4 protein-coding genes are annotated in these 17,074 nt (G+C 62.4%); 2 read left to right on the top strand and 2 right to left on the bottom strand.

Annotated elements, in window-relative coordinates:
* Positions 1 to 12 precede the first annotated feature (12 nt).
* The gene (locus KGB14_RS17500) at positions 13 to 12,399 is read left to right on the top strand and encodes a non-ribosomal peptide synthase/polyketide synthase (protein WP_223488005.1); all 12,387 of its coding nucleotides are present in this window, start codon (positions 13 to 15) and stop codon (positions 12,397 to 12,399) included.
* Between the two features lie 75 nt (positions 12,400 to 12,474).
* Positions 12,475 to 13,431, top strand: a complete 957-nt coding sequence (locus KGB14_RS17495) for an alpha/beta hydrolase (protein ID WP_223488004.1) — start codon at positions 12,475 to 12,477, stop codon at positions 13,429 to 13,431.
* 237 nt (positions 13,432 to 13,668) lie between these two features.
* On the opposite strand, the gene KGB14_RS17490 is transcribed toward KGB14_RS17495, so the two are convergent.
* Together KGB14_RS17490 and KGB14_RS17485 are read right to left on the bottom strand one after the other, a co-directional pair.
* On the bottom strand, positions 13,669 to 14,028 hold the full coding sequence (locus tag KGB14_RS17490) for a DUF6124 family protein (protein WP_223488003.1): 360 nt from the start codon (positions 14,026 to 14,028) through the stop codon (positions 13,669 to 13,671).
* Between the two features lie 501 nt (positions 14,029 to 14,529).
* A complete protein-coding gene (locus KGB14_RS17485) occupies positions 14,530 to 17,010 on the bottom strand; it encodes a TonB-dependent siderophore receptor (protein ID WP_223488002.1) in 2,481 nt (826 codons plus the stop codon).
* Positions 17,011 to 17,074 lie beyond the last annotated feature (64 nt).

The following is a 17,074-nucleotide window of genomic DNA, read 5'->3' as shown; positions in this document are numbered from 1 at the left end:
GGGGAACAACGCGTGCAAGAGTTAATCGAGTCGGTAGGACAACTTTCGGCTAAGCAAAGAAAGGCTCTGGCGGTGCTGCTCAAGCAGAAAGGCGTCAACCTTTTTGACATTGCCCCGGTTTTCAAGCGCACGGCTGAAGAACCGTTGTTGTTGTCCTACGCTCAGCAGCGCCAGTGGTTTCTCTGGCAATGGGCGCCGCACAGCGCGGCCTACAACATTCCCACGGCCCTGCGCTTGCAGGGCCCGCTGGATGTGGCCGCGTTGCAGCGCAGCGTCCAGGCGCTGATCGAACGTCACGAAACCTTGCGCACGGTGTTCACTCAAGACGCCGGGCAACCCTTGCAAACGATCCTGCCCGCAGGATCGTTTGCCCTGGATTTTCACGAGCTGAGCCCTGAGCTGGCGACAAACCCGCAGGCGTCGATCCAGGCCTTCGTCCAGACCCAGAGCCAGAAAGCTTTCGATTTGCAGACCGGCCCGCTGTTGCGCGCGGCCCTGCTGCAAGTCACCCCGCACGATCACGTGCTGGTGCTGACCCTGCATCACATCGTCTCGGACGGTTGGTCGTTGCAGGTGATGATCGAGGAGCTGGTGCAGTTGTATGCCGGTTTCAACCTCGGGCATGACGCCGGGCTGCCGGCCCTGCCGATTCAATACGCCGATTACGCCCTGTGGCAGCGGCAATGGATGGAGGCCGGCGAACAGGAGCGTCAACTGGCCTATTGGCAACACAAGCTCGGCGGCGAGCAACCGGTGCTGGAGCTGCCCACCGACCGTGCGCGTCCGGTGGAGCAGAGCTTTGTCGGAGCCAGCCACAACCTGATTCTGGACCCGGCGCTGAGCGACAGCCTCAAGGCCTTCGCCCGACGAGAAAACGTCACGCTATTCGTGCTGTTGCTGGCCTCGTTCCAGGCCTTGTTGCACCGCTACAGCGGCCAGGCCGACATCCGCGTCGGTGTGCCGGTGGCCAACCGCGGACGCGTGGAGATCGAGCGTCTGATCGGTTTCTTCGTCAACACCCAGGTGCTCAAGGCGGACGTCGACGGGCAAGCCAGCTTCGTCGATCTGCTGCGCCAGGTTCGGCAAACCGCCCAGGAAGCCCAGGCCCATCAGGACCTGCCGTTCGAACAATTGGTGGAAGCCCTGGAACCGGGACGCAGCCTGAGTCACAGCCCGTTGTTCCAGGTGATGTTCAATCACCAGGCCGAAAGCCGGATCAGTGTCCAGACGCGGTTGAACGGCTTGAGCATCGAGCCGCTGGAATGGCAAAGCGCAACCGCGCAGTTCGATCTGGTACTGAACACCACCGAACAGGCCCATGGCATTGAAGCGGTGCTCAAATACGCCACGGACCTGTTCGAAGCTTCGACCATCGAGCGTCTGGCGCAGCACTGGCGCAACCTGCTGCGGGCGATCGTTCAGGACCCGACCCAGCGCATTGCCCAGCTGCCGGTGCTCGATGACGCGCAGCAACAACAACTACTCGCGCACTGGAACCCGAGCCCGGTGGTGCACCCGGTCAGCCAGTGCATTCATCAGTTGATCGAGGCTCAGGCCGAGCATCGTCCGGACGCGCCGGCAGTGGTGTTCGCCGGGCAACGGCTGACGTATGCCGAACTCAATCGCCGGGCCAACCAATGGGCGCATCGGCTGATCGCCCGTGGCGTCGGCCCCGATGTGCGGGTGGGCGTGGCGGTGGAACGTTCGCTGGACATGATCGTCGCCATTGTCGCTGTGCTGAAGGCCGGTGGCGCTTATGTGCCGCTGGACCCGAGCTACCCCGACGACCGTTTGCGCTACATGATCGAGGACAGCGGGATCGAGCTGTTGCTGACCCAGGGCCACCTGTTGGCGCAGTTGCCGATTCCACCGGGATTGGCCTGCCTGGATCTGAATCAACCACCGCAGGAAATCAGCGCCGCCAATCCTCCTTGTCTGACCACTGCAGACAACCTCGCGTATGTGATTTACACCTCCGGGTCCACCGGCAAGCCCAAAGGCGCGTTGCTGCCCCATGGCAATGTCATTCGCCTGTTCAGCGCCACCGATCACTGGTTCGGTTTCGGCCCCGAGGACAGCTGGACGCTGTTCCATTCGTACGCGTTCGATTTCTCGGTCTGGGAAATCTTCGGCGCGCTGCTCCACGGCGGCAAACTGGTGGTGGTGCCCCACGACGTCACCCGTTCACCGGAAGAGTTCTACACCTTGCTTTGCGATGAACAGGTCACCGTTCTGAACCAGACGCCGTCGGCGTTCAAACCGCTGATGCAAGTGGCCAGTGCCTCGTCGCGCAACCCTGCGCTGCGTTACGTGGTGTTTGGCGGCGAGGCGCTGGAAGTGCAGAGCCTGCGCCCCTGGTTCGAGCGTTTCGGCGATCGCGCGCCGACCCTGATCAACATGTATGGCATCACCGAAACCACCGTGCATGTGACCTGTCGCCCGCTGTCCATGGCGGACTTGCAACAGGCCCACAGCAGCCCGATCGGCGAGCCGATTGTCGACCTGTCGTGGTACTTGCTCGATGACGCGCTGAATCTGGTGCCCCAAGGGTGCATCGGCGAGTTGTACATCTCCGGGGCTGGGCTGGCGCGGGGTTATCTGAACCAGCCAGGCATGAGCGCCACCCGTTTTGTTCCCGATCCGTTCAACCCTGTGGCCGGCGAACGCCTGTATCGCACCGGCGACCAGGCGCGGCGACGCGGCGACGGGGTGATCGAGTACACCGGCCGTATCGACCATCAGGTAAAGATTCGCGGTTTCCGTATCGAGCTGGGGGAAATCGAAACCCAATTGCTCAACCATGACGCGGTGCGTGAAGCCGTGGTGCTGGCGGTCGAAGGGCTCAGTGGGCAGCAACTAGCTGCGTGGATCGTGCCGAGCGAGCCACTGGACGCGGATGCCCATGCCAGCTTGCGCGATTCGATCAAGGCGCAATTGCGTGAAAACCTGCCGGACTACATGGTGCCGGTCAGCTGGGTGTTCCTCGAACGCCTGCCGCTGACGGCCAACGGCAAGCTCGATCGCAAGCAATTGCCCAACCCTGATGTGAGCCTGGTGCAAGAGGCTTACGCGGCACCGCGCAGCGAGCTCGAACAGCGCCTGGCCGAGATCTGGCAGGACGTGTTGAAAGTCGAGCGGGTCGGGCTCAACGACAACTTCTTCGAATTGGGCGGCGATTCGATCATCTCGATTCAGGTGGTCAGCCGGGCGCGTCTGGCGGGCATCCGCTTCTCGCCCAAAGACATCTTCCAGCACCAGACCGTGCAACGCCTGGCCACCGTCGCACAGCAGAGCGATGCGGTGCAGGCGATGCAAGGTGATGTGCTCGGCACTGCCGTGCTGACCCCGATTCAACAGTATTTTTTCGCCACCGAGATTCCCGAGCGTCAGCACTGGAACCAGTCGATCCTGCTGACCCCGGCCGAACCTCTGCATGCGGCTGCGTTGGAGCAGGCCCTGGAACACCTGCAACGGCATCACGATGCCTTGCGTTTGCGCTATCGCCAAACCGCAGGTGATTGGGTGCAGGAGCATGCCGCCGTCGATCAGCCGAATGCACTGCTGCGCACTGTGGCGTTGCCAGACAGCGAAGCGTTGCCGGCGCTGTGCCTGGAGCTGCAGCGCAGCCTGAACCTGAGCGACGGCCCGTTGATCCGTGCGGTTCTGGTGGACTTGCCCGATGCCAGCCAGCGACTGCTGTTGGTGATCCATCACTTGGTGGTCGATGGTGTGTCGTGGCGGATTCTGCTGGAAGACCTGCAAACCGCCTATCAACAACTGAGCGCCGGCACGCCGTTGCGCCTGCCGGCCAAGACCACCGCGTTCAAGGATTGGGGCGAGCGCCTGCAAGCTTATGCGCGCAGCGCCGGGCTGGAAGCCGAGCTGGATTACTGGCGCGGGCAACTGGCCGAAGCCCCGGCGGATTTGCCGCTGGACAACCCGGATGGACAACTGCAGAACCGTTTCGAGCGCAGCGTCGATACGCGTCTGGATGCCGAGCGCACCCGGCAACTGCTGCAACAGGCGCCAGCGGTGTATCGCACTCAGGTCAACGATTTGCTGCTGACCGCACTGGCCCGGGTTTTGTGTGAGTGGAGCGCCTCCGACAGTGCCCTGGTGCAGCTCGAAGGGCATGGCCGCGAAGACCTGTTCGACGACCTCGACCTGAGCCGTACGGTGGGCTGGTTCACCAGCATGTTCCCGGTGCGCCTGACTCCGCAGGCCAGCCTCGAAGCGTCCATCAAGGGCATCAAGGAACAACTGCGCGCGATCCCGAACAAAGGCATCGGCTTTGGCTTGCTGCGGTATCTGGGCAATGACGCTGCGAAAACGGCCCTGAGCGGCTTGTCCCAACCCAAGGTGACGTTCAACTACCTGGGGCAGTTCGATAACAACTTCGACGAGGGCGCCCTGTGGGTGCCGGCCACCGAAGACAAGGGCGCCGGGCAGGACGAACAGGCGCCGATGAGCAACTGGCTGACCATCGACGGCCGCGTCTACCAAGGGCAATTGAGCCTGACCTGGACCTACAGCGGTGACGTGTTCGAAGAGGCGACCATCAACGCCCTGGCTCGCGCTTATGAAGTGGCGCTGGGTGAGTTGATCGACCATTGCCTGAGCCATCCGAGCGGCGGCTTGACCCCTTGCGATGTGCCATTGGCCGGGTTGTCCCAGGCGCATCTGGACAGCCTGCCGATCGCGGCGCAGCGGATCGAGGACATTTACCCGCTGGCGCCGATGCAGCAGGGCATTCTGTTCCACAGCCTGTACGACGCCGACGCCAGTGCGTACGTCTATCAGATGCTGCTGGATATCGACGGTCTGGATGTGGCGCGCTTCCAGCAAGCCTGGCAGCGGGTGGTGGACCGCCATGAAGTGCTGCGCGCCGGTTTCATCTGGGGCCGCAACGGCCTCGATACACCGCTGCAAGTGATCTATCGCCAGCTGACCCTGGAAATGCCGGAAGTGGATGTGCGCGCCGAACCGGACGTGCAAGCCGTGCTTGAGGCCCGTGCCTTGGCCGATCGCGAACGCGGTTTCGACTTGCAGAATCCGCCGCTGCTGCGCCTGTGCCTGCTGCGCACCGCCGATGACCGTCATCGCCTGATCTTCACCTGCCACCACATTCTCATGGACGGCTGGAGCAACTCGCGGATGTTTGGCGAAGTGCTGCAGGATTACGCCGGGCATCCGGTGCCGAGTGCGCAGGGCCGTTATCGCGACTTCCTGGCCTGGCTGCAACGCCAGGACAAGGACGCGGCGCAAGCCTTCTGGCGCGGGCAGTTGGCCGAACTGGACGAACCGACGCGGTTGGCCTCGGCCTGCCACGGGCAAACCGTGCCCGGCCCCGGCAAAGGCGTGCATAAGCTGACCTTTGACGCAGCCTTCACCCAGCGCCTCAACGGTTTCTCGCGCCAGCAGCAAGTGACGCTCAACAGCCTGGTGCAAGCCGCGTGGCTGCTGGTGTTGCAGCGCTACACCGGGCAGAGCAGTGTTGCGTTCGGCGCGACAGTGTCCGGTCGCCCGGTGGATCTGCCGGGCATCGAGCAACAGTTGGGCCTGTTCATCAATACCCTGCCGGTGATCGCCAGCCCGCCAGCGACGTGCAGTGTCAGCGACTGGGTGCGCAGCGTGCAGGACAAGAACCTGCTGCTGCGCGATTACGAACAGACGCCATTGCAGGATATTCAACGCCTGGCCGCGCTCAACGGCGAAGCGTTGTTCGACACCTTGCTGGTGTTCGAAAACTACCCGGTGTCCGACACCCTGGAGGCCAATCCGGGCGGCTTGCGTTTCAGCGGTCTCGAACACCGTGAACAAACCAACTACGGCCTGACGCTGATCGCCGGTGCCGGCGAAGTATTGAGCCTGGACTTCAACTACCTCACCGAACATTTCGCCGAGCGCAGCATTGTCGGCCTGGCCGCTCATCTGCAAGCAGTGCTGCGCCAGTTCCTCGACGCACCGCAACGCTTGCTGGGCGAGATCGGCCTGTTGCCGGCGAGCGAGCTGCGTACTCTGGCCGAATGGAATGACCATCATGCCGCATACCCGGCCCAAGCCCTGATTCATCAAGGCTTTGAAGCCCAGGTCGAAGCACGGCCGCAGGCGATTGCCTTACGGCATGCCGGTGCTGGGTTGACCTATGCCGAGCTCAATCGCCGCGCCAACCAGTTGGCCCGTCATCTGCAAACGCTGGGTGTCGGCGCGGAAATCCGCGTGGGCGTGGCAATGCCTCGTTCCGCCGAGCTGGTGATTGCCTTGATGGCGGTGCTCAAGGCCGGTGGCACCTACGTGCCGCTGGACCCGGACTACCCGGCGGATCGGGTGGCCTACATGCTCGACGACAGTCAGGCGCGGGTGTTGCTGACCCAGCCGCATTTGCTGTCGCAATTGCCCGAGACCCAAGCCCAAGTGGTGTGGGTGGAGGCGGGCGGTCAGGCCTTCGCCGACCTGGCGCCGCACAACCTTGAGGGCCGGATCGACTCCGCCAACCTGGCTTATGTGATTTATACCTCCGGTTCCACCGGTAAACCCAAAGGCGTGGCGATTGCTCATCGCAACGTGCAGGCGCTGATTCACTGGTCGCACGAGGTGTACAGCGAGCAAGAGCTGCAAGGCGTGCTGGCCTCGACCTCGGTGTGTTTCGACCTGTCGGTGTGGGAGATTTTCGTCACCCTGGCTCGCGGTGGTTCGATCATCATGGCGCGCAACGCCCTGGAGTTGCCGGACCTGCCTGAGCGCGATCAGGTGCGCCTGATCAACACCGTGCCGTCGGCCATCGCGGCCTTGCAGCGCGCCGGGCAGATCCCTTCAGGTGTGCGCATCATCAATCTGGCGGGTGAATCGCTCAAACAAGGTCTGGTGGACGCGCTGTACCGCGAGACCTCGGTCGAGCACGTTTACGATTTGTACGGGCCGTCGGAAGACACCACCTATTCGACCTGCACCCGCCGCGAAGCCGGCGGTCAGGCGAACATCGGTCGGCCGCTGGTGAACACTACTGCACACTTGCTCGATGCCCAGTTGCAAGCCGCGCCGGTTGGCGTTGCTGCCGAGTTATACCTGGCCGGCGACGGCATTACCCGTGGCTATCTGTTCCGTCCGGGCCTGACCGCCGAGCGCTTTGTGCCCAACCCGCTGGCCAGCAATGGCGAGCGGATGTACCGCACTGGCGACTTGACCCGTTTGCGTGAAGACGGTGTGATCGAATACATCGGCCGCATCGACCATCAGGTCAAGGTGCGCGGGTTCCGTATCGAACTGGGTGAAATCGAAGCGCGCCTGCTGGCCCACGACAGCGTGCACGAAGGTGTGGTGCTGGCGGTGGAAGGCCATAGCGGTCAGCAACTGGTGGCTTATGTGGTGCCGGCGCAGGCCGACCTGAGCCCGCAACAGCAGGACGATTTGAGCGAAGTACTCAAGGCCGGGCTCAAGGCGCATCTGCCGGATTACATGGTGCCGGCGCAATGGTTGTTCATCGAACAATTGCCGCTGACCCCCAACGGCAAACTCGACCGCAAGGCCTTGCCGACCCCGGATGCCAACCAGTTGCAACGCGATTACGTGGCGCCGCGCACCGCGCTGGAACAGCAGATTGCCGGGATCTGGCAAGACATTCTGAAACTCGAACGGGTCGGCGTGACCGACAACTTCTTCACCCTGGGCGGCGATTCGATCATCTCCATTCAGGTGGTGAGCCGGGCGCGTCAGGCGGGGATTCGGTTCACTCCTAGAGACCTGTTCCAGCAGCAGACGGTGGAACGGTTGGCGCGTGTGGTGCAGGTGAATGTTCCTCTTGAGAACGATGAAAGCCCGGTCAGCGGCAGTACGGCGTTCAAACGCTCGAGCCCGCCGGGCAGCCATGGGCTGACCCCGTCGGACTTCCCGCTGGCCCGCCTCGACCAGACGCAGCTTGATGCCTTGCCGGTGCCGGCTGCCGCAATTGAAGACATCTATCCGTTGTCGCCAATGCAGGAGGGCATGCTGTTCCATACGCTGTCGGACAACGGCAGCAGCCTGTACGTCAACCAGGTCAGCTTGCCGGTCAAGGGCCTGGACGTGGAGCGCTTCCGCGCTGCCTGGGAATACATCATTGAGCGCCAGGCGATTCTGCGCACCAGCTTCCATTGGCAGGACGGGCTGACCAAGCCCCTGCAGATCGTCCAGTACCACGCGGCGTTGCAGATGCAGGTGCTCGACTGGCGCGGGCAGGACATCAGCGACACGCGGATCGCCGCGTTCGCCACCGAGGATCGAGCACTGGGCTTCGACCTGGCCGAGGCGAAGTTGCAACGGCTGACCCTGCTGCGCTTGAGCGACGATCAGTACCAGATGGTCTGGACCAGTCACCACATATTGATGGATGGCTGGAGCAGTTCACGGCTGTTCGGTGAAGTGTTGCAGTACTACGCCAAGGGCCAGGTCAGCGGCGAAAACGGCCGTTACCGCGACTTCATCGCCTGGCTGCAAGCGCAGGATCAGGACACCCAGGAACTGTTCTGGAAGGCACGTCTGGCAGCGGTCAACGAACCCACCGCGTTGAGTCAGGCGATTCATCCGCGCCACTCGGCGGACGTGTCGGGTCATGACGCGATTTATTCGAACTGGGACAGTGCGCAGACCACCCGGCTGCTGCAGTTCTGCCGCGACCTGCGCATCACCCCCAACACCCTGATCCAGGGCGCCTGGCTGTTGCTGTTGCAACGCTATACCGGCCAGCGCACGGTGACGTTCGGTGCCACGGTGTCCGGGCGTCCTGAGAGCCTGCCGAATGTCGGCAACATGCTGGGCCTGTTCATCAACACCTTGCCGATCATCCAGACCCCGGAACCGGACCTGCGTCTGGCCGACTGGCTGAATCAGGTTCAGGTCTACAACTTGGATATCCGCGACTATTCCCAGGCACCGCTGGCGGATGTGCAGCGCTGGTCGAACCTCGGTGGCCAGGCGCTGTTCGACAGCATCGTGGTGTTCGAGAACTTCCCGATCGATGATCGCTTGCAGGAAGAAAACGACACCGACCTGACCTTCGGCAAATCCATCGGCCATGGCGTGACCAACGTGCCGATGGACCTGGCGGTGATGCTCGGTGATGAGTTGTCGATCGAATACCTGTACCTGCGCAGCCACTTCAGTGCCGAGGCGGTGGAGGGGATTCGCCTGACGCTGGAAAACACCCTTGAAGCGATGATGCGCGCGCCTTACGAACGCCTGGGTAACCTGCAGCGTTTGTCCTCTGAACAATGGCAAGCGATGCAAACCTGGAGCGCCGAGCCGCTATCCGATCATCAACCGCAGCTGTTGCCGGAGCTGATCAGCCGGCACGCACTGAGTCAGCCCGAGGCCATTGCGGTGCAATGCGCCGGGATGAGCCTGAGCTACGGCGAACTGGAACGACGGGCCAATCGTCTGGCCCACTGCCTGATCGAGCACGGCGCCGGGCTGGAAGTGGTGATCGGCGTGGCACTGCCGCGTTCGCTGGAAATGGTGGTCAGCTTCCTCGCCGTGCTCAAAAGCGGCGCGGCGTATGTGCCGCTGGACATCGATTATCCGCCGGAGCGTCTGGCGTACATGATCGAAGATTCCGGCATGGCGTTGCTGCTGACCCAAAGCAGTCTGCGGGAAACATTACCCGCGCCCGAGGGCCTGTTGCACCTTGAGCTGGATCACCTCGACGAGTCCCGCTATGGCGATGAAGCGCCGGTGTGCCGCGTGCTGGAGCACGGGCTGGCTTATCTGGTTTACACCTCGGGTTCCACCGGGCGGCCAAAAGGCGTTGCGGTGACCCAGGGGCCCCTGAGCATGCACTGTCAGGCCATCGCCAAACTGTATGAGATGGACACCCGCAGCTGCGAGCTGCACTTCATGTCGTTCGCCTTCGACGGTGCTCATGAGCGCTGGTTGAGTACGCTGTACAGCGGCGGCCGGCTGGTGGTGCGGGACGGTTGCCTGTGGACGCCGGAGCAGACTTACCAAGCGCTGCACGACTATGGCGTGACCATCGCCTGCTTCCCGCCGGCCTACCTCAAGCAACTGGCCGAATACGCCGCGGCCAGCGGTATTGCACCGCCGCCGGTGCGTATCTATTGCTTCGGTGGCGACGCGGTGCCGGAGCAGACTTTCGAACAGGTCAAGGCAGCGTTGCGTCCCGAGTACTTCACCAACGGCTACGGCCCGACGGAAACCGTGGTCACGCCGATGCTGTGGAAAGTGCCGGTGAGCCAGCAGTGTGAAGCGGCTTATGCGCCGATCGGCCGCGCGGTGGGGGCACGTTCGCTGTATGTGCTGGATGAGGATTTGAATCCGCTGCCGCCGGGGTTTGCCGGTGAGTTGTACATCGGTGGCTACGGGGTTGCCCGTGGTTATCATGGCCGGCCCGACCTGACCTGCGAGCGCTTTGTGCCCAACCCGTTTGCCAGCGGCGAGCGGCTGTACCGCACCGGCGACCTGGTGCGCTTGCGCCAGGACGGCGTGGTCGATTACGTCGGCCGCATCGACCATCAGGTCAAAGTGCGCGGGTTCCGCATCGAGCTCGGTGAAGTCGAGGCCAGCCTGCGGCAACTGGCGCAGGTCAGCGACGCCCTGGTGATCGCCCGGGACAATGCTTCCGGCAAGCAGCTGATCGGTTACGTCGTCACCGACGCCGGGCAGGAGTTGGGCGATGAACTCAAGGCCGGTCTGCGCACCACCTTGCCTGAGTACATGGTGCCGGCGCAGATCGTCTGCCTCAGCGCCTTTCCAGTCACCCCCAACGGCAAGCTTGACCGCAGGGCATTGCCCGAGCCGGAATTCAAAAGCGAGGCATACGTCGCCCCGCGCAATCAGCAAGAACAGTTGCTGGCGGACATCTGGGCGCAGGTGTTGCAGGTGGAGCAGGTCGGTATCAGCGACAACTTCTTTGAACTGGGCGGCGACTCGATCCTGAGCCTGCAAGTGATTTCCCGCGTCAGGAACCACCCGACCCTGCAGATGGACCTCAAGCTGCGCGATCTGATGCGCTACCAGACCATCGCCGGTATCGTCGAACAGGACGTGGTGAAGGCGGGCACCGCGCAACCGTCGGTGGACCTCACCCAGGTGGCCAGTGAAGGGTTGTTCAATCTGCTGCCGATCCAGGAATGGTTTTTTGCCGAGGGCATGGCCGAGCCTCATCACTACAACCAGTCGTTGTTGCTGAGTGCGCGTCAGACGCTGGATCTGGACGCCCTGGAGCAGGCGCTGGGCTGGATCGAAAACCATCACGACGCCTTGCGCCTGCGTTTCTGTCAGGAAGGCGGGCGCTGGTTGCAACGCTACGCCGCACTAACGGATCGTCGCGAACCGGTGCTCTGGCGCCGCGAGGCTGAGAACAGCGAACAGGTCGAAGCCTTGGCCAACCTGACACAGCGCAGCCTCAAGCTCGACGATGGACCGGCCTGGCGCGCGGTGCACATCGCCCTGCCGGACGGGCAGGCGCGGCTGTTGATGGTCATCCACCATCTGGTGGTCGACACCGTGTCATGGCGGATTTTGCTCGATGACTTGAAAGCAGCCTACGAGGCCTGCGTGATGGGCATCGAACCGCAATTGCCGATCCGTACCAGCAGCTATCGCGCGTTTGCCGAAGCGTTGCAGGCGCAGGCGCCGATGATTGCCGAGCAGGAACTGGGCTACTGGCTGGAACAACTGGATCAGCCGGGCGTCGACCTGCCATGCGACAACCGTCGCGGCAAGAATCAGGTGCGTCACCAGGCCCAGGCGCGGCTCAAGTTGTCTCGCGAGCACACCGAGCAGTTGCTCAAACAGGCGCCGGCGGTCTATCGCACGCAGATCAACGATTTGCTGCTGTCGACCCTGAGCCGGGCGCTGTGTCGCTGGAGCGAACAGCCGTCGGCGCTGATTTTGCTGGAAGGGCACGGCCGCGAGGACCTGTTCGAGAGCATCGACCTGAGCCGCAGCCTGGGCTGGTTCACCAGCATGTTCCCGGTCCGGCTCACCCCCGACAGCGCGGACATCGGCGCGTCGATCGTCAACGTGCAAGCGCAGTTGGCGGCCATCCCGCAGAAGGGCATCGGCTACGGCGTATTGCGTCATCTGGCCGGCCCGCAACTGGGCCGCCAATTGGCCGACCTGCCGCAGGCACGGGTGACGTTCAACTATCTAGGCCAGTTCGACCAGAGCTTCGACGAGCAGGCGTTGCTGGTGCCGGCGCTGGAAGAAACCGGCGACAACTACTGCCTGCAGGCCAATCTGGGCAACTGGCTGGAGATTGTCGGCCAGGTTTACGACGGTCAGTTGGCGCTGCGTTGCATCTACAGCACCCAGCGTTATCGGGCCAGCACGATGGAGCGGTTCATGCAGGATTATCAGCGCGAGCTTGAGGCGTTGATCGAGCATTGCATGGCGCGGGTGGGCTGAGTGCCGGGTTTTTAATCATTGCCGGGGGGTGTTGCTCAGGCGCGCCCCTTTTTCGCTGATAGAAGGATTCTTTCGATGTCGTTACACCCTGATCTGGAAGCCTTCCTCGACCTGGCGCAAGACCGCCAGGACGCAGGCCTGCCGGCGCTGCATCAAATGACGCCGGCCGAGGCCCGGGCGATCTTCGAACACACCACCACGCAATTGCGTTGGAATGCCCCTCAGGATCTTGACGTGCTGGAGGTCAATACCACGGCCCGGGACGGTGCGCCGCTGGCGTTGCGTTTGTATCGCCCGAGCGGGGCGACGGCACCGATGCCGGTGCTGGTGTATTTCCATGGCGGTGGTTTTGTCGTGGGCAGCCTGGATTCCCATGACGGTGTCTGCCGCGAATTCTGCCGGCGCACGCCATGCGCGGTGTTGTCGGTGGGCTATCGGCTGGCGCCGGAGCACCGCTTCCCGACAGCGCTGGAGGACGGTGAAGACGCCTTGTCCTGGCTGGCGGAACAGGCGCTGTCCCTGGGGCTGGATGCCGGTCGCGTTGCGTTTGGCGGCGACAGTGCCGGTGCCACATTGGCGACGGTGCTGGCCTTGCAGGCGGTGATTCAACCACACACCGTGGCCATCGTCCCCAAGGTGCAGCTGCTGTGTTATCCGGTCACCGATGCCTCGCGCACCCACGATTCGCGTTTGTTGTTCAGTGAAGGGTATCTGCTGGAGAACGACACGCTGGACTGGTTTTACCAGCACTACGCCCGCAGCCCCGAAGACCTGCTGGACTGGCGCTTCTCACCGTTGCGGGCTGAGGACCTGCGCGGTGCGGCGCCGGCGATTGTGCTGCTGGCCGGCTTCGATCCGTTGCTCGATGAAGGCCAGGCCTACGTCGATAAACTGCGCGCGCAAGGGGTGAGTGTCGAACTCGAACATTGCCCGGGCCTGACCCATGATTTGCTCAGGCTGGCGTCGGTCATGCCGGATGTGCTGAGTGTGCATGAACGCTTGAGTCGGGCGTTGAGTCGGCATTTGGGTTGAGTGTGAGCCAATCCATGCCGCGTACATCCGCCATTTAACGGGTGTACCCGCTTCCTGTAGGAGCTGCCGAAGGCTGCGATCTTTTGACCTTGCCCTTCGACACTCTTTGATACCGCCAAAAGATCGCAGGCTTCGCCAGCGCCTACACCGACCGCGTACATTCCCATTTAACGGGCATCCCCGCTTCCTGTAGGAGCTGTCGAGTGAAACGAGGCTGCGATCTTTTGCTTTTGCTGGCTAGCCTCGCGGATCGAAGTTATCCAGCACCCGATTGACCGCCAACTCACCAAGCATGACCACCTGCTGAATCCCCAACATCATGTTGCGATGTGGCATGTCCATCAACCCGGCGAACTCACTGAGCATCATGCTCGCTGATGCCAGGGATTCGCAGGCGTTGACCAGCAGGGTCTCGTTATCGACCTCGGCGCCGACGTGGTAAATGGTGCTGGGTTTGCGCGGGGTGTCTTTGGGTATCGCCGGTTTGAGGTAGTAATCGAGGGCGCGGTCGGCGGCTTCGTTGAGTTTTTTGGAATCGAGGGATTCGTAGGGGGAAACGTCGTCGGTTTCCGGAGGATTTGGCGTTGGTTTGAACATGGTAAAACTCCTTGATCAATGGAGTCGCCACATGTCGCTGCTAAACGAGAAAGGTGGCGACTGTACGCGGGTTAGCAGACCAGGGATCAAGGAACCCGGCGCACCGAAGTGCCCCACGCACAGTCACCATAACGCAGACCAGCGTAGGCAAAAGTAGCCGGCTGATCGAGAGATGACACTGCGTGCCTTGATATTTACCGAGCTGCTAAACCCGATCGCTGATTGGTCAGCGACCCGGAAACGATAGAGCCCGGCCTCAAGGCGCACAAGCCGGCGGATTCTGGCGCAGTCGTAGGCAATGGCGCAAGAATGTGTAGCCTGAGTGAGTATCTGGAAGTGTCGATTAAACAGCGCTTGTTTAGCGATATCACTTCGGGTCTTGTGGTGGATGAGGCCCAAAAAAGCACCCCCGAACTTTCAGTTAAAACCACCGCCATTTTCTCGCCTTGCTCACACAAAAAAACGCCCCGCAATTGCAGGGCGTTTCCATTGAGGCTGCAATCAGAAGTCAGCCTTGACCGACATCACGAAGTTGCGCGGTTCACCGTAGAAGTTACCGAAACCTTCGGTACCGACCGTGGCGTAGTAGCGTTTGTCGGACAGGTTGTTGCCGTTCAGCGCCACGGACCAGGTGTCATCGATGCGGTAGCCGATGCGACCGTTCCAGACCGCATAGCCACCCTGGGTGATGTTGTTGCCGCTGGTAGGTGAGGTGCGGTAGTTGCTGCTTTGCGCGTTGACGCCAGCACCGACGGTAACGCGTTCCAGCGGACCGCTGAGGGCGTAGTCACCCCACACGCGCAGCAGGTGACGCGGCACGTAGGTGTTGTATGACACGCCATCCTGACTGACGTCGGCGTCTTCCAGCACTTTGGTCTGTGTGTAGGTGTAGCCGGCCAGCAATTGCAGACGGTCGATGACTTCACCGCTGACTTCGGCTTCGAAACCCTGGGCGCGCACCTTGCCGGAGTTCTGCGAGCAGCTGCTGTCCGGGCAGGCCGGGTCATCCTGGGCGGCGTCTTTCTGGACGGTGCGGAACAGGTTGAAGGCGCTGTTCAGGCGACCGTCGAACCATTCACCCTTGATCCCCAGTTCATAGCTCTGACCGATCAATGGCTTGAGGGTCGCACCGGTGATGGTCTTGTAGCCGCCCTGCGGGGTGAAGATATCCGCGTAGCTGGTGTAGACGGTCAGGTTGTCGTTGATGTCGAACAGCAGCGCCGCAAACGGGGTGACCTGCCCGGTTTCCTTGGACTCGGAACTGATCGGCGTGCCTTCGCCACGGAAGTACGAGACGGAGTCGGTTTCGGATTTGTACCAGCTGACGCGGCTGCCCAGGACGAAGGTCAGCGGGTCTGCCAGTTTCAGGCGTGCCGTGGAGTAGGCGCCGTATTGCAGGATCCGCATGTCCACGGGACCACCACGGGAGGCGTTGGCCAGGTAGTAACTTTCATCCGGCTGGGGCAGGTGGTGGTCGGGGTTCAGCACATTCTGACGCTGGGGCAGAACGGCCACGGCGTAGAAGTCATCCTTGTGGGAGCGACTGGCGTTCGCACCGAAGGTCAGCTCGTGCTCTTGGCCGAACGCGTCGAATTTTCCATCCACGTAAGCGTCGAGGCCGTAGTCGACCTGGTCGTAGTCATAGATGCTGCCGAGCATCAGGGTACTGGAGCTGGTGGCGCCGACCGGTACCGAACCGCTCGGGAAGGCGTATTCCATGTCCTGGGTGTTCTTCGAGTAAACCCCCGCGACCTTCAGCGCCCAGTTGTCATTGAGCTGGTGTTTCAAATCGCCAAAGTAAGTGGCCCGCTTGCTGCGCTGGTTGTTCCAGGCGGTATTCAGGCAGGTGGAGCGCGAGAGTTTCAGGTCGCTGCCGTCGGCGTAGCGCGGCAGGCCGCCCCAGCAAGGGGTGGCATCGACGTCTTCATAGGCCATGCCCAGACCCAGCGTGGTGTCGGGGCTCAGGTCGAAGTCCAGGGCGCCGTAGTAGATCTGGTCCTTGCGCGCGCCCACATCATAGAAATACTGACGGGTCTGCTGGGTGACCACGGCCCGGCCACGGATGGTGCCGGCGTCGTTCAGCGGGCCGCCGGTGTCGACCTGGCCACGGTAGTTGTCCCAGCTGCCGGCGGACAGCGACAGTTGGGTGTGCGGGGTGTCCTGGCCGCGCTTGCGCACGAAGTTCACGCCGCCCGCGGTACCCCCGGCGCCTTTCATCATCCCGGCTGCGCCGCGCAACACTTCGACCCGGTCATAGATCGCCATGTCGCTGTTGAAGCTGTCGGCCTGCACGTAGCTGCTGCCGATGTCCAGCGGCACGCCGTCGTACTGGTACTGGCCGGTCATGCGAAAGCCCCGGGAGTAGAAATACTTGCCGCCCATGGGCGAGTCGTAAACGGTGATGCCCGGGGTCTTTTCCATGACCTGTTCGATGGTGTTCAGGTTCTGGTCATCGAGCATCTTGCGCGTGATGACGGTGATCGACTGTGGGGTTTCCCTGAGTGAATGCTCGCCCTTGCCAATGGTCACCGTCCCGGTGGTGTAAGAGTTGCTGCCTTCGGTGGTCGCGCCCAATTGCTGACCGGTGACGCTGGTCGGTGCCAGTTCCATCGCGCTGCCAGTGGCCGGCGCCAGCAGGGTGACCGTGTTGCCGTCGCGCTGATGGCGGATTCCGGTGCCCTTGAGCAGCGCGCTGAGCGAATCATCTTCCTGATAGCGGCCGTTGAGGGCACTGGAGCGCAGGTTCTGAATGCTTTCGGGGCTGTAGATGATTTGCAGGTTGGTCTGATGACCGAGGGTCTGCAGCGCCTGAGCCAGTGGCTGGGCCGGGATGTTCAGGGTCCATTCCTGGGCCTGGACATAAGGCGTCATGGCCAGGGTCATCGCCAGGCCGAGGCCGGTGGAGGTCATGCGGGAGCGGGTCGTGCTGCTCATTAACAGGGCGCGGGTCAGAGGTCGAAGCATGAAACGGGATGCGGACATGAGGTTAAGACCTTGGCAGGTATAGTTGGTAATGGTTCTTATTCATCTCATTAAGACGAGGAGG

It is taken from the genome of Pseudomonas sp. A-RE-19 (genome assembly GCF_019956555.1).
Classification (GTDB): domain Bacteria; phylum Pseudomonadota; class Gammaproteobacteria; order Pseudomonadales; family Pseudomonadaceae; genus Aquipseudomonas.
Note: the sequence above shows the minus strand (reverse complement) of the source record. Positions and strands in the feature narration are given on the sequence as shown.

What these genes read in the sequence shown, in the direction of transcription:
- KGB14_RS17490 (WP_223488003.1), bottom strand. Translation starts at nt 14,028, where the DNA reads ATGTTCAAACCAACGCCAAATCCTCCGGAAACCGACGACGTTTCCCCC.
- KGB14_RS17495 (WP_223488004.1), top strand. Translation starts at nt 12,475, where the DNA reads ATGTCGTTACACCCTGATCTGGAAGCCTTCCTCGACCTGGCGCAAGAC.
- KGB14_RS17485 (WP_223488002.1), bottom strand. Translation starts at nt 17,010, where the DNA reads ATGTCCGCATCCCGTTTCATGCTTCGACCTCTGACCCGCGCCCTGTTA.